Origin of the sequence: Hymenobacter sp. (genome assembly GCF_036388155.1) — a bacterium.
Classification (GTDB): domain Bacteria; phylum Bacteroidota; class Bacteroidia; order Cytophagales; family Hymenobacteraceae; genus Hymenobacter.
In genome coordinates, this window is record NZ_DASVSI010000114.1 from 39,814 (window position 1) to 58,031 (window position 18,218).

Consider the following 18,218-nt stretch of genomic DNA (forward strand, 5'->3'; position numbering starts at 1 on the left):
GCCGCCAGTGATTCCGCTCTGAAACAGAGCAGTACTACGGCTGACTTCCAGTACCCACGTGGCTTCGTCAGAGGCCACGCGGCGAGAGAAGTCAGCCGTCTTATTGAAGGCCTGGCCGCTTTCTGCAGAACAACGCGGCTGACTTGCTTAACTCTCCATTTCCCTATGAAAAAACTATTTTACCTGCTGGCCGTGTGCCTGTTGCTGGGCCGTGGCGCGGCGGCGCAGGCCCCCGGCCGCGAGCGCCTGCTGATGGACTTTGACTGGCGCTTCGCTTACGGCCACGCCTTCGACCCCCAGCTGGACTTCAACCACGGCACGGGCTCTTTCTCCTACTATGCCAAAACCGGCTACGGCGACGGCGCCGCCGCGCCCGGCTTCGACGACCGCAGCTGGCGGCAGCTCGACCTGCCCCACGACTGGGCCGTGGAGGTGGGCTTCAGCCCCAAAGCCAGCCTGAGCCACGGCTTCAAGGCCATTGGCCGGCCCTTCCCCGAGAGCAGCGTGGGCTGGTACCGCAAGTCCTTCAAGGTGCCGGCCACTGACCTGGGCCGGCGCCTGGCGCTGGAATTCGATGGCGTGTTTCGCAACTCCCAGGTCTGGATAAACGGCCACCACCTGGGCACTGAGCCCAGCGGCTACAACGGATTTCAGTACGACATCTCGGACTACCTCAACTACGGCGGCGACAACGTGGTGGCCGTGCGCGTGGACGCCACCATGGAAGAAGGGTGGTTTTATGAAGGCGCTGGCATCTACCGGCACGTGTGGCTGAGCAAAACCGCGCCCGTGCACGTGGCCTACAACGGTACCTTCGTGAGCACCGCGCCCGCCGGGGCCGGGGCCGCCGTAACCGCCCGCACCACCCTTGTCAACGACGGCTCCACGGCCCAAACCGTGGAGGTAACCCAGGAAATAGTGGACGCCAGCGGCAAGACCGTGGCCAGCAGCCCCGCGCAGCGCGTGAGCCTGCGCGCCCTGGCCCGCCAGGAGTTGAGCACCACCGTGGCCCTGCCGCAGGCGCGGCTGTGGTCGCTGGACGACCCCTACCGCTACCAGCTGCGCACCCGGGTGAAACAGGGCGGGCAAGTAGCCGACCGCTACGACACCATGTTCGGCGTGCGCACCGTGCGCTTCGATGCCAACCAGGGCTTTTTCCTGAACGGCCAGCGCGTTGCGCTGCACGGCACCAACAACCACCAGGACCACGCCGGCGTGGGCGCCGCCCTCCCCGATGCCCTGCAGGACTTCCGCATTCGCACCCTCAAAGCCATGGGCGTGAATGCCTACCGCTGCTCGCACAACCCGCCCACGCCCGAGCTGCTGGAAGCCTGCGACCGGCTGGGCATGCTGGTGCTGGACGAAGTGCGCCTGCTGGGGTCCTCGGCCCTGCACCTGGCCGATGCCCGCCGCCTGATGGAGCGCGACCGCAACCACCCCAGCGTCATCGCCTGGTCGATGGGCAACGAGGAGTGGAGCGTGGAAGGCAACGAAACCGGCGCCCGCCTGGCCGCCGCCGCCCAGCGCCACGCCAAAACCCTGGACTCGACGCGCGCCGTCACGGTGGCCATCAGCGGCGGCTGGGGCAATGGCATCTCGACGGTGGTCGACGTGATGGGCTACAATTACATCGTGCACGGCAGCACCGACGCCCAGCACGCCAAGTTCCCCAACCAGGCCGGCATGGGCACCGAAGAAGGCGCCACCCACGCCACCCGCGGCATCTACCAGGTGGCACCCGGGCAGAGCTACGCCGTGGCCTACGACCGCAAGGGCCTGGGCAGCACCCTGCAAGAAGGCTGGCAGCACTACGCGGCGCGGCCCTACCTGGCGGGCATGTTCATCTGGACGGGCTTCGACTACCGGGGCGAGCCGTCGCCCTTCCAATGGCCGGCCAACGTGTCGTCGTTCGGCATGCTGGACCTGTGCGGCTTCCCCAAAGACAACGCCTACTACCTGCGCGCCTGGTGGGGCACCGAGCCCATTCTGCACCTGCTGCCCCACTGGAACTGGCCCGGCCGCGAAGGCCAGCCCGTGGAAGTGGTGGCCTACGGCAATTGCGACGAAGTAGAGCTCTACCTAAACAAGAAAAGCCTGGGCCGCCAGCCCATGCCCCGCAACGGCCACCTGAGCTGGCAGGTGCCGTACACTCCCGGCACGCTGGAAGCCGTGGGCTACCGCGCGGGCCAGAAAACCCTGACCGACGTGGTGCGCACCACCGGCCCCGCCACTGCGCTGGCCCTGGCGGCCGACCGCACCACGCTGAGCGCCAACCGCCAGGACGTGAGCGTGGTGACCGTGCGCCTGCAGGACAAAAACCAGCTGTTGATGCCCACCGCGGGCAACGACGTCAGCTTTGCCCTCAGCGGGCCCGGTAAAATCATTGGCGTGGGCAACGGCGACCCTACTTCCCTGGAAGCCGATAAGTTTCTGGAAACCATTCAGACGGTGCGCATCAGCAAGCTGGAAGAGCGGCCGGCCGAGAACCTGGCCCCCGAAAACCTGACGGCTTCGGTGGGAACCTGGGCGCCCGCCTACAGCACCCGCCCGCCCGACGTGATGCCCACCGCGCCGCAGCCCAAGGCCTACGTATACCGCGGCAGCTTTGAAGTGCCCGCGCTCGACCCGGCCGCGACCGTCACGTTTTTCTACCGCAGCCTCGGCCCCGAGCAGGCGCTGTACCTCAACGGCCAGCCGCTGGCCAGGAACTTGGCAGTCAGCAACAAGGCCGACTCTTTTGTGCTCGACAAGAAGGTTCTCAAAGTGGGCCGCAACGAGCTGATGGTGATGGCCACGCCCTTTGTGAAAAAGCACAGCTGGGAAAGCTTCAACACCGACCCCGGCCTGCTGCAAATCGTGACCCCCGCCGCGGCCTGGCACCGCAAGGCGTTCAACGGCCTGGCCCAGGTGCTGGTGCAAACCACCGGCGCTTCGGGCACGCTCACGCTCACGGCCACCGCGCCCGGCCTCAAGCCGGCCACGCTCAAGCTCACCGCTGACAAGGCGCGTTAAGACAGCGTTTTTGCAGGAATAAGGTTCGGCGCGGCCACCTTCACCCCTGCCGAGCAAGGCGCCTCACTCAGGCAAAAAAGACTGCGCTGAAATCAACCGAAACAGAAAGCCCCACTGCTGGTCGCAGTGGGGCTTTCTGTTTATAAGGGCTCTTGCTTGTGCTGGGGCTCCTGCCTCCGCTGGAGAAAGCCCCGAGCCGTAGGCGCTAGGCTGACGGGCCGCACCCCCGCACGCCGCCCCACCACCACCGCCAAGCTACTCCGCTGTTGCGGCCGACGCCGCGGTTTCCCGGGTATGGCGGTGCTGCTTGGCGTATTCCGACGGCGAGACGTTGTAAATTTTGTGGAAGGCTTTGCGGAAGTAATTATCGTCTTTGATGCCCACTTCCATGGCCACTTCCGAGACGCGCATCTGGGTTTGGGCCAGCAGCTGGGCGGCGCGTTTCATGCGCACGTCGCGGATGAACTCGACGGCCGTCTGGCCGCTAATGCTTTTGATGCGCCGATAGAAACCCGCTTGGCTCATGGCCATTTCCTTCACCAGCACCTGCACGTTGAAATCCGGGTGGTCGAGGTGCTGCTCCACCACGGCCATGGCGCGGGCCAGGAATTCGCGGTCGGCGTCGGCCACGACGATGTCGGTGGGTTCGAGCAGAATCTGGCGCTGGTAAAACTCGTGCAGCTTGCGCCGGTTGCGCAGCAGCGCAGCCACCTTGGCTTGCAGCAAAATGGGGTTGAAGGGCTTGCTCACGTACTCGTCGGCGCCCATGCCCAGCCCTTCCAGCTCGTGGGTTTCGGCGGTGCGGGCCGTGAGCAGCAGCACGGGGATGTGCGCCGTGTTGGGGTGCTGCTTCAGGCGCTGGCACAGCTCCAGGCCGTCGCTGCGCGGCATCATCACGTCGCTCAGTATCAGGTCCGGCAACTGGCGCAGGGCCGCGTCCCAGCCCGCCAGGCCGTCCTCGGCCGTGACCACCTCGTAGTCGGCCGCGAAGAGCTGCTCCAGGTACTGGCGCACCTCGTCGTTGTCTTCCACCAGCAGCAAGCGCGGCGCCCGGGCCGCGGCCGCCGCGGCGCCGGCCAGCGGCAGCAACGCGCTTTCCTCCAACGCCGTTTCCGGCTCCGGCGGGGCCGATTGCTCGTCGGGTTCGGGCTCGTACAGGTCGCCGGGGCGCAGGTGCTGGCGGCCAAAGGGCAGGCGCAGCTCAAAGGTGGTGCCGCGCCCTTCGGCCGAGGCCACGGTCAGGCGCCCCCCGTGCCGCTCGGCGAACTGCTTGGCCAGCGAGAGGCCAATGCCCGTGCCCGTCATGCGCAAGGTATTGGTGTGCGAAGCCTGGTAATACGGGTCGAAAATGTGGTCCAGCTCCTGGGGTTTGATGCCCACGCCCGTGTCACTGATGTACACTTTCAGGTAGTTGCCCACCAGCTTGTTGTCCTCGCCGTACTCGGCCTCGCCGCCGGGGTTGCCCACCACGGTGGCCGTGAAGGCCACCCGCCCTTTGTGGCGGGTGTATTTGAAAGCGTTGGCCAGCAGGTTGGTGAGAATGATTTCCAGCTTGCTGCGGTCGAAGTACAGCCGCACCGGCTCGGCGGGCAAGTCGAGTTGGTACTCCACCTGCCGCTCCTCGGCCTTGTGCCGGAACATGGCGTGCGTGTCGCGCAGGAATTCCACCACGTCGGCGCGGGCGGCGCGCAGGGGCACGTTGCCCGTTTCCACCTTGCGGAAGTCCAGCAGCTCGTTTACCAAGTCGAGCAGCTTGCGCGTTTGCTTGTGCATGAGCTGCACCTTGTCGCGCAGGTTGGCCACGGGCCCCGGGCTGCTCATGATTTCCTCCATCGGCCCGAGTATCAGCGTGAGCGGCGTGCGCAACTCGTGCGAAACGTTGGTGAAGAAGCCCAGCTTGAGGTTGGTCAGCTCCTTTTCTTTTTCGGTCTGGTACTGCTCCAAATGCAGCTTGTTCCGCAGCTCCTGCTGCGACATTTCCACGCGCCGGTACACGGCCACGCCGGCCAGGGCAATGGCCCCGTAGAGCAGGTAGGCCCAGCCGGTTTTCCACCAGGGCGCCCGCACGTCGAACTGCAGCGAGCGCACCTCTTCCGACCATTTTCCTTCGCCGTTGCTCGCTTTCACCAAAAAGGCGTAGCGGCCGGGCGCCAGGTTGGCAAAGTTGGCCGTGCGCTGGCCCGCCGGCGGGTACACCCAGTCGTTGTTGTAGCCCTCCAACCGGTAAGCGTAGCGGTTTTTCTGGGAGTTAGCGTAGTTCAGCGCCACGAACTCCACCGAAAAATCGTTCTGCGAAGCCTCAATGGTCACGGTTTGGGGTTCCGACAAGGGCTTGGGCAGCAAGATGCGGCCGTTGAAGGGCTTGCCCACGGCCACGGGCTGGTTGGCAATGCGCAGGCCGGTAATCTGCACCACCGGCGCAAACCGGTTGGGCTGAATGGCGTGCGGCTGGAAGTAGCTAACGCCGTTGATGCCCCCGAAATACAGCGTGCCGTCCTGCGCGCGGGCCGCCGAGGCAATCTTAAACGAGTTGCTTTGCAGCCCGTCGGCCACGTCGTAGCGCAGGTAGTGGCGGCTGGCGGGCGTGAAGCGGTACAGCCCCGACCCGCCTATCCACAGGTTGCCCTCGTCGTCGCCCAAAATGCTCTCCACGTCGCTCTCGGGCAGGTACTGGGCGTAGCTGCGCACCACTTCCTGGCCGCGGGCATCGGTGGTGAGCTGGTGCAGGCCGCCCCCGATGGTGCCAATCCAGAGGGTGCCCTGGCGGTCGAGCAGCAAGGGCCACACGTAGTTCACGCGCAGGCCCTGCCGCCCGGCGGTGTGCCGGAACTGCTTGAGCAGCACCAGCGAGTCGGCCGTGACGCGTAGCTTCAGCAGGCCCTGGTCCATGGTGCTGGCCCAGAGCACGTCCTGCCGCTTGTCGTACAGCAGAAACGTGAAGTTGTTGGTGGGCAGGTTGCTGTTGGTGGTGCGGTAGTTGCGCAGCAGCTTGCCGTCCGGGCTGAGGCGAACCAGCCCGCGGCCGGAGTACATGGTGCCCACCCAGAGGCTGCCAAACCGGTCTTCGGCCAGGCTTTCGATGTTGGTGTGGGCCAGGGACACGCCGCCCGCCAGCGTGTCGTGGGTCACGAGGACGTCGCGCCCCCCGCGCCGGGTCAGGCTTATCAGGCCGGGCCCGCGGGCGCCGAACCACAGCGTCCCGTTGCTGGCCTTGAGGATGGGGGCCACGTCCACGGCCTCGGTGTTGCCGGCGCCGTTCTGGCTGAAATAGTTGCGGTACGTTTTGCGGACCAGGTCGTACGCGGCGATGCCGTTGCGCGTGCCCATCCACAGCAGGTTGGTGCCTTCTTCCCGGTACACGGAGTTGACGTAGTTGTTGGGCAGGGTGGCCCCGGCCGAAAGCTGGCGGCGCAGCTGCCCAAAGGGCTTCTGGTACAGGTCGACTTTGTTGAGCCCGCCGGCCGTGGTGCCCACCCACACGATGTGGTTGCGGTCTTCCAGCAGCTGGTGAATGCGCTCGGAGTTCACGCTGTGCTGCTCGCCCTCCTGCGGCAGGAGCAGCGCCGGCGGGGCCGCCCGCAGCGGGGCCGCATTGCCCGCCAACGTGCCGGCATCCCACACGTAAAGCCCGAACATGCTGCCCACCCACAAGCGGCCAAAAGAGTCGAGCAGCAGCGCCTGCAGCTGCGGAAATACGTACGGCAGCGGGTGGGCGCCGAGCTCGCGCACGGTGCGGCGGTTGGCGCCGCTCACCCACAGCACCTGGTGGTCGGCGGCTATCCACAAGTCGCCGCGCCAGTCCACGTGGACCCGCGCGATGCGCGCCGTGAGCGGGGTGGCCTCGGCCGTCAGGTCCCGGCTTTCGGGCCGAATCACGCGCAAGCCGGCGTTGGTGGTGCCCACCCATATTTTGCCTTCCGCGTCGGCGGCCAGGGCCGTGACCCGGTAGTGTTGGGCAGGGGCTTCGGCGGGCGGCGGCACCTGGCGCAGGCTGCTCAGCCGGCCCTGGCCGTCGAAGCCCAGCACAAAGAGGCCCTCCTCCGCGGTGCCCACCCAAAGGCGGCCCGTCCGGTCGGACGCAAGGGCCGAGATTTCGCACAGCGCCAAGCGCCGCATCAGCGGGCGGAAAGGGGGCGCCACCTGGCTTTCGTCGTAGGTCAGCAGCCGGTCCCCCGCGGGGTCGTAGAGGCCCAGCCCGGTGTGCTCGGTGCCCACCCACACGCGGCCGTCGGGCAGGGCCGCCAAGGTCTTGATGCGGTTGCCGGAAATGCCGTTGCGCGCGTTGATGGGCAGGGTGTACTGTTTGAGGCCGTAGCCGTCGTAGCGGTCGAGGCCGCGGTGGGTGCCCACCCAAATGAAACCCGCCCGGTCTTGGGCCACCGCAATGGCGTCGCTGTGCGAGAGGCCCTGGTCCACGGTCAGGTGGTCGAACCGAAAATCCCGGGGCGCCAGCACCTGGCCGGGGCCCCGCAGGGGCACGGCCAGCGCCAGCAGCAGGCCCAGGAGCCCGGCGGGAGTAATTATACGTTTCAGGGAAGGGAGCAAGTGCACGGGTGGGAAAGCAGAGGCTTGGGTGGAGCGGCGGGGCTTCCGCCGGACAATCGAATTGGCAGCAAGGCGCTGGGCCGCCGCCGCGGGAAGCGTCGAAAATAACAGGTTGAGGGAAATTTCCATGCCCCATCCATTGGTGATTTGGCAGTAAAAGCCGCGCTTACTCAGAATTTGCCACCTGTTTTTGCTTAAAATGCCCTGCTGAGGGCGGTTGCCCACCCAGTACTTTTGGCCTGCTGCTTCATCAAAAATTCCCAATTAGACAGCAGCTTTCGGTTGCGTCGATTCTGCAACGAAACGCTCGCTTGGGCTAACACTCAATTTTTTCACAACCAAGCGAGCCTTTCCGCAACCGTTTCCGGCAACCAAGAGCCCATCCACTCTTACTCTACTAGGTAACTCAATGAAATAACGAACGTGCGGCGCCAGCCGAACCAATGAAAACGTGGCTTTATGCTCCCCGGCGTTGTGAGTGCGCCGGCCCGGGCTTTGATAACAAGCGTTTTTCTTGTCCGGTACTGGTGGGAACATGTCGGGCAGGTGGCCGGCTGGTGCTGTGCGTTTGTGAGTTGCGGGCCCAGGCCCCAGCCAAGTGACACTGGATTGACTCGTTCTTAAGCGGCTGGTGCCCTTTCAGTAGCAATTGTTGGAGCGGCCTGTCAAACGGCATTTGCATTAATTGCTTCTTGCCGCTGATAGGCGACCATGCCTTGCGGCAACCCTGCCTGCAACCGGCGTTTGGAAAGGACCGGGGTTGCTGCGGGGCTTTACGCGGTACTTTGGTTCCTGCCGAACGCCCCGCCGGTAGAAAACAAACAAGCAAAAACGACTATGTTCCGGCGGCGCCGTGCCCACGGGGTGGCTCCCGCCGGAGCCAAACAAGCCACCAGCTTCTGTGCTGTCCCATTTATCTTCCCACCCATGACCTTGCTTCGACTCGCCGCGCCGGCCCTGTGGCTGGCCAGCCTCTGCGCGGCGGCCCAGTCGGCCACGCCCCCGACCAGCCCGCCGCCCGCCGCCCAGGACGCCCGCTCGCGCTTCGACCCGACGGTGCGCCCGCCCGACCCGCTGCTCACCAACGTGCCCAACCGCGCGGCCCAAAGCCTGGACGGGACGTGGCGCTGCATCATCGACCCCATGGAAAACGGGTACTACAGCTACCGCTACGTGCCCTCGCCCAACGGCTACTTCCGCAACCAGCAGCCCCAGAACAAGAGCGAGCTGGTGGAGTACAACTTCGACACGGCCGAGCAGCTGCGCGTGCCCGGCGACTGGAACACCCAGCAGGAAAAACTGTTTTTCTACGAGGGCACGATTTGGTACAAGAAGAATTTTACTGCCCGGAAAACGCCCAGGAAACGGCAGTTTCTGTACTTCGGCGCCGCCAACTACGACGCCAAGGTGTACCTCAACGGCCAGCTGCTGGGCGGGCACGTGGGCGGGTTCACGCCCTTCAACTTCGACGTGACCGACGAGGTGAAGGACGGCGACAACTTCGTGATTGTGAAGGTGGACAACACCCGCCACCGCACCGACATCCCGACCAACAACAGCGACTGGTGGAACTTCGGCGGCCTCACCCGCTCGGTGAAGCTCGTCGAAACCCCCGAAACCTTCGTGCGCGAAGCCGTGGTGCAGCTCAAGAAAGGCAGCGCCGACGAGCTCGACGGCTGGGTGCAGCTCGACGGGCCCCAGCGCGGGCAGCCCGTGACGGTGGCCATCCCGGAAGCCCGGTTCTCGACCACCGTGACGCCCAACGCCGAGGGCTACGCCAAAGTGACCGGCCGGGTGAAGCGGCTGGAGCGCTGGGCCCCCGAGCACCCGCGCCGCTACTTGGTGCGCGTGAGCAGCGGCCGCGACGTGTACCAGGACTCCATTGGCTTCCGCACCATCGAAACCCGCGGCCCGGACATCCTCCTCAACGGCCAGTCGGTGTACCTGCGCGGCATCTGCCTCCACGAAGTGGCCCCCCAAACGGGCGGCCGCATCACCACCCTGGAAGAGAGCCGCACCTTGCTGCGCTGGGCCAAGGAGCTGAACTGCAACTTCGTGCGCCTGGCCCACTACCCGCACAACGAGGACATGGTGCGCGAGGCCGAGCGCCTGGGCATCCTGGTGTGGTCGGAAATTCCGGTGTACTGGACCATTGAGTGGGAAAACCCCGCCGTGCTGGCCAACGCCCAGCAGCAGCTCACCGAAATGATTACCCGCGACCGCAACCGGGCGTCCATCCTGCTCTGGTCGGTGGCCAACGAAACGCCGCCCGGCGGCCCGCGTCAGGCTTTCCTGACTTCGTTGGTGCGCACGGCCCGCGCCCTCGACCCCAGCCGCCTGATTACGGGCGCGCTGGAAATCCACACCTCGGCCGCCGGCGAGCGCACCGTGGACGACCCCCTGGGCCAGGAGCTGGACGTGCTGGGCGTAAACAACTACTGCGGCTGGTACTACGGCGCGCCGGAATCCTGCGGCGACGTGCGCTGGAAAACCGTGTACAACAAGCCCATGATACTGAGCGAGTTTGGCGGCGATGCCCTGCAAGGCCGCCACGGCCCCGCCGACGAGCGCTGGACCGAGGAATACCAGGACGCGGTGTTCAAAAACAACCTGGCGATGATGGACAAGATTCCGTTTCTGCGCGGGGCCTCGCCCTGGATTCTGATGGATTTCCACTCGGCCCGCCGGCCCTTGCCGGGCGTGCAGGATTTTTACAACCGCAAGGGGCTCGTTTCGGAGCGGGGCATCAAGAAGTTAGCATTCGGCACCTTGCAGGCGTACTACGCGCGCAAAAAACAGGAGGCCGCCCCCACCGGCAAAACAACTTCCAAAAGCGCGCCTTCCAAAAGCACGTCGCGCGCTGCGGGTGCTGCGGGCGGCGCGGCGGGTGGGCACTAGCCGACAAGGGCTTCGTGCGGTAAGCGTTACACCCGGGCCCCAACAAAAAGTGCGTTCTGCCAAGCGCCGCCGAGGCATCTTGCACGTGGCGGTAATCCATGCGTTGGCTGGCTAACCTTCGATTCAACGGAGCTAGCGAGGGGCCTCAGCGGGGCTCGGCAGAACGGTTAAATTGGGTGGTTTCTAAAGTTTTTTCGATTTCGTTTCTCGTTTTTCTGCCCGTGTCAATGTTCCGATTACGTTCCTTCTGCTTTTTGGCCGCGCTCCTCGGAGCGGGCCCGTTGCTGGCCCAGCCCACCCCTTCCGAATGGGAAAACCCGGAAGTATTTGAGCAGCGCAAGGAGAAGCCGCACGCCAGCTTCATGGTGTACGAACGCGCCGCCGACGCCCTAGCCAACAATTATCAGCAGTCGCCTTACTTCCAGTCGCTCAACGGCCCCTGGAAATTCAACTACGTGGCTCGGCCTGCCCAGCGCCCGGTGGATTTCCAGCAGCCGGGCTTCGACGACAAAGCCTGGCAAACCATTGCCGTTCCTTCCAACTGGGAGCTAAAAGGCTTTGGCACGCCGATTTACACCAACATCGTTTACCCATTCCCCAAGAATCCGCCCTTCATCGACGGGCGCGACAACCCGGTGGGCAGCTACCGGCGCACCTTTACCGTGCCCGCCGGCTGGGCGGGGCGCGAGGTGCTGCTCAACTTTGGCTCCATCTCGGGCTGCGCGTTTGTGTTCGTCAACGGCCAGCGCGTGGGCATGAGCAAGGTGGCCAAGTCGCCCGCCGAGTTCGACATCACCCAATACCTCAAGCCGGGCGAAAACACGCTGGCCGTGCAGGTAATGCGCTGGCACGACGGCAGCTACCTCGAAGACCAGGACTTCTGGCGGGTGTCGGGCCTCGACCGCGACGTGTACCTCTACAGCCTGCCCAAGCAAACCGTGTGGGACTTTTTCACCCACGCCGACCTCGACCCGAGCTACAAAAACGGCCAATTTAGCGCCGACGTCACGCTGCGCAACTTCGCGGCCGCTGCCGGCCAGCCCGGCCGCCTGACCGTGGAAGTCCTGGACCCCAGCGGCAAAACCGTGCTCCGCCAGCAGCAGCCCGTGGGCGCGCTGCCGGCCAGCGGCACCCAGGTGGTGAGCCTGCACGGCACGGTGAAAAACGTGCAAGCCTGGAGCGCCGAAATTCCCGTGCTTTACCGCTGCCGCCTCACCTTGGCCGACCCGCAGGGCAAGCCGTTGGCCATCACGGGCTGCCAAATCGGCTTCCGCAAGGTTGAAATCAAGAACGCTCAGCTGCTGGTAAACGGCCAGCCCATCGAAGTGCATGGGGTGAACCGCCACGAGTGGGAGCCCACCACCGGCCGGGTGGTAACCGAGGCCGGCATGCGCCAGGACCTGGCCCTGATGAAGAAGTTCAACATCAACGCCGTGCGCACCAGCCACTACCCCAACGACGAGCGGTGGTACCAGCTCTGCAACGAGTACGGCATGTACCTGGTCGACGAGGCCAACATCGAAAGCCACCACATGGGCGCCATGTGGCAGGGCCGCTTCGACACCTTGCGCCACGTGGCCTACCTGCCGGCCTGGGCGCCCGCGCACCAAGACCGCATCGAGCGGATGATGGAGCGCGACAAAAACCACCCTTCCGTCATCCTGTGGAGCATGGGCAACGAGTGCGGCAATGGGCCCGTGTTCCACCAAGCGTACAAGTGGCTCAAGCAGCGCGACCCCAGCCGCCCGGTGCTGTTTGAGCAGGCCGGCGAACAGGAAAACACCGACATCGTGAGCCCCATGTACCCCGGCATGGGCTCGATGCGCGCCTACGCCAACGCCAAGAACGTGAAGCGGCCGTACATCATGTGCGAATACGCGCACTCCATGGGCAACGGCCAGGGCAACTTCCCGGAGTATTGGGACCTGATTCGGAGCAAGCCGCACATGCAGGGCGGCTTCATCTGGGACTGGGTCGACCAAGGCTTAGCGGCTACCGACAACGGCCTGCCCTACTTTGCCTACGGCGGCGACCTGGGCGGCTACAACCGCTGGAACGACGAAAACGGCTGCGCCGATGGCCTGGTGTCGTCGGACCGGCGCCCGCATCCGGGGTTGTGGGAAGTGAAAAAAGGCTACCAAGACATCCGCTTCAGCGCAGCGCAACCCGCCACGGGCCGCATCACGGTGCACAACGGATTCACGTTCAACACCCTGGCCGGCTACACCTTCCACTGGGAGCTCCAGAAAAACGGTCAAACGGTGAAAACCGGCACCTTTGCCCTCAGCAAGCTGAAGCCGCGCCAGCAGCAAGAGGTAAAGCTTCCCCTACCGACCATGCCACCGGCGCCGGGCAACGAGTACGTGCTCAACGTATTTGCCCAAACCAACACCGCCGCGCCGCTGGTGCCTGCCAAGCACGAAGTCGCCCGCGAGCAATTCCTGCTCACCCCAGCCAGCAGCTACTTTGGCAAGCCGGCCGTGGCCACCAGCCGCTTGCAAGTGAAGCGCGAAGGCGACAAGCTGACCTTTTCGGCCGGCGAAGTCCGGGGAGAATTCAACACCGCCCAAGGCCGGCTGACCAGCTACCAGATGCGTGACAAGTGGCTGTTCAACCAATACCCCGAGCCCTACTTCTGGCGCGCCCCCACCGACAACGACTTCGGCAGCAACATGCCCCAGACAATGGGGGTGTGGCGCACGGCGCACGCGTCCCGCAAGGTGCAGCAAGTCACGGTGGGCGAAGAATCGGCCGCCGGCCTGCCCATCAAGGTCAAGTACCTGCTTACCGACATCGACGTGCCCTACACCGTGGACTACCTCATTGCCCCCGACGGAGCCGTGCAAGTGACCGCCGCCATTGACATGACCGGCAAGTCCCTGCCCGAAATGCCGCGCTTTGGCATGCGCCTGGAGCTGTCCGGCCGCTACCAACTCCTCGGCTACTACGGCCGCGGGCCCTGGGAAAATTACGCCGACCGCAACTCCGCGGCCTTCCTCGGCGTGTACCGTGACACGGTGCGCAACCAGTTTGCCAACACCTACATCAGGCCGCAGGAAAGCGGCTACCACACCGACGTGCGCTGGCTCACCCTGACCAACGCCACCGGCCAGGGCCTGCGCGTGGAAGGACTGCAACCCCTCAGCTTCAGCGCGCTCGACGTGCGCACCGAGGAGCTAGACCCCGGCCTCACGAAAAAACAGCAGCACACCACCAACGTGAAGCGCCACGAGCGGGTGTTCCTCAACGTCGACCTGAAGCAGCGCGGCGTGGGCGGCGACAATAGCTGGGGCGCCCTCCCGCACGACCCGTACCGCCTGCTCGACAAGCAGTACAGCTACAGCTACACCCTGCGGCTGGTAGACGAGCAGCAGGCTCCTCAGCCGTAAGTTACCTCCGGCTGGCGGTTGGCTTCAGGTTCTTTTCGCGCTGGGAACGCCAGCCTTCAATAGGGCGCTAGGCGAGGAAGCCCAAAAAACCCTGGCCAAGCCAACGTTAGTCCTAACGGTTCGTCTACAGTTAGTCCTAACGGCTCGTCTACAGCAAGTCCCCTACCTCACGCACGCCTACCGGACGCGCCACCGTGAAGCCCTCGCCGAACTCAACGCCGATAATGTGACCGAACTCCCGGGCCCGAGCCTCCATAAACCGGCCAAACTCCTGGCTGGACAGATAGGTCTGCGGGGCGTCGAGGTCGGGATTGAAGAACTGGGTTTTGAAAGCCTGAATGGCCTCCCACTTCTTGGCCCAATGCGGGGTAATGTCGACCACAAAGGCGGGCGGCAGCTGCCGGTCCTGGATGTAATGGTACACGTTTTTGGGGCGCCAGGCAGCCTGGAGCTTGCCGTCGGGTCCCAGGGTTTCAATCATGCGCAGGCCCGCCAAAAAGCAGGCATCGATGGCCAACTGAGCAGCTCGCCCGTGGTCGGGGTGCCGGTCCGAAACGGCGTTGGCCAGTACCACGTCGGGCTGGTAGCGACGAATCGCAGCAATGAGCGGCAATTGGCGTTCCCGGTCGTTGCGGAAAAAGCCATCGGGCAAGCCCAGGTTCTCGCGGACATCAATGCCCAAAATCTTGCAGGAAGCCGCGGCTTCGGCGGCCCGAATGGCCGGCGTGCCGCGGGTGCCCAGCTCGCCCCGCGTGAAGTCGATAATGCCAACCTTCTTGCCGGCCGCCATGCTGGCCAGTAGCGTGCCGGTGCAGGACATTTCTACGTCGTCGGGGTGGGCGCCAAGGGCGAGAACATCAAGTTTCATAGCGGGGCGGGTGTAATGATATGGAACAGAAAAAACGTCCTGCCGAGCGCAGCCGCAGCATCGCTGCCTGGCATCCGGTCACACTCAGCTCGCGAAGCATCTCATCGCCGCTGAACAAAATGGGGTGGTTTGATAAGATGCTTCGCGAGCCCAGGATGACAAATGCAGCAGGTGTGAGGCCTTCGCCCCTCTCAGCAGAATGATGGGGATATAGGCAAGAACGACTACTTAATCCGCAGCCGCTTGCCGGGTTGCAAGGTTCTCACGCCAGGGTTAAGCTTTTTCAGTGTACTCAAGCCAACGCCGTACTTCTCGGCCACTTCCGACAGGGTATCGCCCGAGCGCACCTTGTGCGTCACCACTTGCCGGGCCCGCGACGGTGCGCTCTTGCTACTGCTGCTTCGGCTGCTACTTCGGCTCCCGCTGCTGCGGCTACGGCTCAGGGCGCGACTGTAGTAGTTGAACAGTTGAGAAGTGATGGTGAAGTTATCTTTCCGCAGCTTATAGCCCGGAAAGTCGTACATCAGGGCCGGGTTTATGGGGTTGCCTTGGTAGCGCACTTCAAAGTGCAGGTGCGAGCCGGAGCTACGGCCCGTGCTGCCCCCGTAGCCCAAAATTTGGCCAGCTTTCACGAAGGTCCCCACGGTTACGAGGGTCTTGCTCATGTGGCCATAAATGGTTTCCAGGCCATTGTAGTGGCGCACGAGCACGTAGTTGCCGTAGCCGCCGCCGTCCCAGGCGCTGATGCGCACCACGCCATCGTAGGCCGACTTCACGGAGTCGCCCGTTTCCAAGTCCAGGTCCATGCCGTAGTGCCAGCGGTAGCCGCGGAAAGCAAATCCTGACGTGACGGGGGTAGACACCAACGGCATTTTGGCGTAGCGCTGCCGCGGCGGGTCCACCAGCTTCAGCTTGAGCGAGTCGCGGTAAGTGCGGCCGTCCACTCGGTACGGGTTCACGCTGTGCGTGTCCCAGATGGAATAATAGCCCGCCACTTTCACCCACGACGAGTCAATGAGCACTTCCTCCGACATCTCCACAATCTCCTGTCCGCCCTCGTTCAGGCGGGAGGTGTCTTCGCTCACAATGCTGAGCTTTTTGGCCGGATTGAAAAAGATGGACTTCGCGGCGTCGGAGTTGTCGTCCGGCAGCTCCTGGGTTTCGATTACGGTGGTGGTGTCGGGCCGGACGTAGCGCATCTTGGGCGTTTTCACCCGAAAGAAGTCCGATTTACCGGTGGTGGAGCCCGCCTTGGCTTTGGTACGGGGCGCTTTGCGGCGCTGAGCCAACGCCGGATTTAGCCCCGCCAATAGCAGCAGTAGCGACAGCAATAGCAGAGCCGGCCGCCAAAAAGTTATTCTTAGGAAAGTCAAAAGCAAATAGAAAAAGGCAATCGGCGCAGCGGTATTCCCTGCGCCGACGTGCCGTTTGGTCTAAACAAAGCGTGTTAGAAAAAACGAACCACAAAGCTCGTCTTTTCTAACACGTCATCACTAACTCGATAAAGTAAAATTTAGTGTATGCCCAGCGCAGCCAGGTAGCGCTCGGCGTCCAGGGCGGCCATGCAGCCGGAGCCCGCAGCCGTCACGGCTTGCCGGTAGGTGTAGTCTTGCACATCGCCGCAGGCAAATACGCCGTCGATGTTGGTCTTGCTGCTGCCGGGGATGGTTTTCAGGTAGCCCTGCTCGTCGTGATGCAGGTAGGGCTGGAAAATTTTGGAGTTTGGTTCGTGCCCGATGGCCACAAAGAAGCCTGTCAGCGCAATTTCGCGAGTCTCGTGCGTGAGCAGGTTTTTCACGCGCACGCCTTCCACGCTGTGCTCACCCAAGATTTCATCGGTCACCGTGTCGAAGAGCACTTCAATCTTGGGGTTATCGAGCACGCGCTTTTGCATGATTTTCGAGGCTTTCATCTCGCTCTTGCGCACAATCATGGTCACCTTGCTCGCCAGGTTGGCCAAGTACGTGGCTTCCTCGGCGGCCGTGTCACCGGCACCCACAATGGCCACTTCCTGCCCACGGTAGAAGAACCCGTCGCACACCGCGCAAGCCGATACACCCGAGCCGTTCAATTTGGCCTCCGAAGGCAGCCCCAGCCACTTGGCCGAAGCACCCGTAGCAATAATCACAGCATCGGCAGTCAGTTCAATAGTCTCGTCGATGGTCACCTTACGCGGCGTCACCGAAAAGTCCACTGAAGTCGCGATGCCATAGCGAATGTCCGTGCCGAAGCGGGAAGCCTGCTTTTTGAGGTCTTCCATCATCTGAGGACCGTTCACGCCATCGGCGTAACCAGGGAAATTCTCCACGTCGTTGGTAATGGTCAACTGCCCACCGGGCTGCAAACCCATGTACATCACCGGCGCCATGTTAGCCCGGGCAGCGTAAATGGCGGCAGTGTAACCGGCGGGGCCGGAGCCTATAATCAGGCATTTGATGTGTTCAGACATGTTCAATAAGTGGCGCGAAACGTCATTTCACGCATCGATAAATTAAGATGGCCGGCGCGGCGATTGGCAACGTCAACGCCTGCTCACAAGATGGAGCAACCCGGTAGACGCCAACAAGCGCAAAACCGTACAAAAAACCCCAACCTAATGGTCGGGGTTTTTCGTTCTGCAAAACTAATCGATTAGCCGAGATAAGGCTTCAGCGCTTTCGAACGCGACGTGTGCCGCAGACGACGAATGGCCTTCTCCTTAATCTGGCGCACGCGCTCGCGGGTCAGGTTAAACTTTTCGCCAATTTCTTCCAGCGTCAGCGCCGCTTCACCATTCAGGCCGAAGTACAGCGTGATAACGTCGGCCTCGCGCTTGGTGAGCGTGCTCAGGGCGCGCTGCACCTCCTTGCGGAGCGAGTCGTTCATCAGGGCCATGTCCGGCGACTCTTCGTCCTCGTTTTCGAGTACGTCGAGCAAACGGTTTTCCTCGCCCTGTACGAAAGGAGCATCCACTGATACGTGGCGGCCCGAGATTTTCAAGGTGTCTACCACTTCGGAAGTGGTCAACTCAAGCACCTCGGCAATTTCTTCTGGCGAAGGCTCACGCTCGAACTTCTGCTCCAGTTCCGAGAAGGATTTGCTGATTTTGTTCAGCGAACCGACGCGGTTCAGGGGCAGACGTACAATGCGGCTCTGCTCGGCCAAGGCCTGCAGGATGGACTGACGAATCCACCACACAGCGTAGGAAATGAATTTAAAACCACGGGTTTCGTCAAAGCGCTTAGCGGCTTTGATGAGGCCAAGATTACCCTCGTTGATGAGGTCACCCAGCGAAAGGCCTTGGTTCTGGTATTGCTTAGCCACCGACACCACGAAGCGCAGGTTGGCTTTGGTCAACTTCTCAAGTGCTTGTTGGTCCCCGTCGCGGATACGCTGCGCGAGCGTCACCTCCTCGTCGGGCGTGAGCAAATCAACCTTGCCAATCTCCTGGAGGTACTTGTCCAGCGACTGGCTTTCGCGGTTGGTAATCTGCTTACTAATTTTTAGCTGTCTCATGGGACTAGGTA

Annotated in this window: 8 protein-coding genes; 3 read left to right on the forward strand and 5 right to left on the reverse strand. The window is 63.4% G+C overall.

The window, feature by feature from the left end; all coding sequences use genetic code 11:
• Positions 1–165: 165 nt before the first annotated feature.
• Entirely contained in the window at positions 166–3,012 is a 2,847-nt protein-coding gene (gene galA, locus VF629_RS15480) for a beta-galactosidase GalA (RefSeq protein WP_331059398.1), read from the forward strand.
• Between the two features lie 255 nt (positions 3,013–3,267).
• Here the strand turns inward: galA and VF629_RS15485 are convergent, their stop codons facing one another.
• Positions 3,268–7,686: a two-component regulator propeller domain-containing protein gene (locus tag VF629_RS15485; RefSeq protein WP_331059399.1), complete on the reverse strand. Its 4,419-nt coding sequence runs from the start codon at positions 7,684–7,686 to the stop codon at positions 3,268–3,270.
• 798 nt (positions 7,687–8,484) lie between these two features.
• Between VF629_RS15485 and VF629_RS15490 the strand changes: the two genes are divergently transcribed.
• Together VF629_RS15490 and VF629_RS15495 are read left to right on the forward strand one after the other, a co-directional pair.
• A complete protein-coding gene (locus VF629_RS15490) occupies positions 8,485–10,455 on the forward strand; it encodes a glycoside hydrolase family 2 protein (protein WP_331059400.1) in 1,971 nt (656 codons plus the stop codon).
• A 254-nt stretch (positions 10,456–10,709) separates the two neighbouring features.
• Positions 10,710–13,844, forward strand: coding sequence for a glycoside hydrolase family 2 TIM barrel-domain containing protein (locus VF629_RS15495; protein WP_331059401.1), 3,135 nt, complete (start codon positions 10,710–10,712; stop codon positions 13,842–13,844).
• Positions 13,845–13,992: 148 nt separating this feature from the next.
• Here VF629_RS15495 and bshB1 read toward each other — a convergent pair whose 3' ends face one another.
• From bshB1 to VF629_RS15515, 4 genes are all read right to left on the reverse strand, one after another.
• The gene (gene bshB1, locus VF629_RS15500) at positions 13,993–14,712 is read right to left on the reverse strand and encodes a bacillithiol biosynthesis deacetylase BshB1 (RefSeq protein ID WP_331059402.1); all 720 of its coding nucleotides are present in this window, start codon (positions 14,710–14,712) and stop codon (positions 13,993–13,995) included.
• Between the two features lie 224 nt (positions 14,713–14,936).
• The gene (locus VF629_RS15505) at positions 14,937–16,085 is read right to left on the reverse strand and encodes a M23 family metallopeptidase (protein ID WP_331059403.1); all 1,149 of its coding nucleotides are present in this window, start codon (positions 16,083–16,085) and stop codon (positions 14,937–14,939) included.
• 140 nt (positions 16,086–16,225) lie between these two features.
• Entirely contained in the window at positions 16,226–17,161 is a 936-nt protein-coding gene (gene trxB, locus VF629_RS15510; RefSeq protein WP_331059404.1) for a thioredoxin-disulfide reductase, read from the reverse strand.
• A 182-nt stretch (positions 17,162–17,343) separates the two neighbouring features.
• On the reverse strand, positions 17,344–18,207 hold the full coding sequence (locus tag VF629_RS15515; RefSeq protein ID WP_035566352.1) for a sigma-70 family RNA polymerase sigma factor: 864 nt from the start codon (positions 18,205–18,207) through the stop codon (positions 17,344–17,346).
• Positions 18,208–18,218: the final 11 nt, after the last annotated feature.

Coding starts and splice junctions, on each gene's coding strand:
- galA (WP_331059398.1), top strand. CDS start 166: ATGAAAAAACTATTTTACCTGCTGGCCGTGTGCCTGTTGCTGGGCCGT.
- bshB1 (WP_331059402.1), bottom strand. CDS start 14,712: ATGAAACTTGATGTTCTCGCCCTTGGCGCCCACCCCGACGACGTAGAA.
- VF629_RS15515 (WP_035566352.1), bottom strand. CDS start 18,207: ATGAGACAGCTAAAAATTAGTAAGCAGATTACCAACCGCGAAAGCCAG.
- trxB (WP_331059404.1), bottom strand. CDS start 17,161: ATGTCTGAACACATCAAATGCCTGATTATAGGCTCCGGCCCCGCCGGT.
- VF629_RS15490 (WP_331059400.1), top strand. CDS start 8,485: ATGACCTTGCTTCGACTCGCCGCGCCGGCCCTGTGGCTGGCCAGCCTC.
- VF629_RS15485 (WP_331059399.1), bottom strand. CDS start 7,686: ATGGAAATTTCCCTCAACCTGTTATTTTCGACGCTTCCCGCGGCGGCG.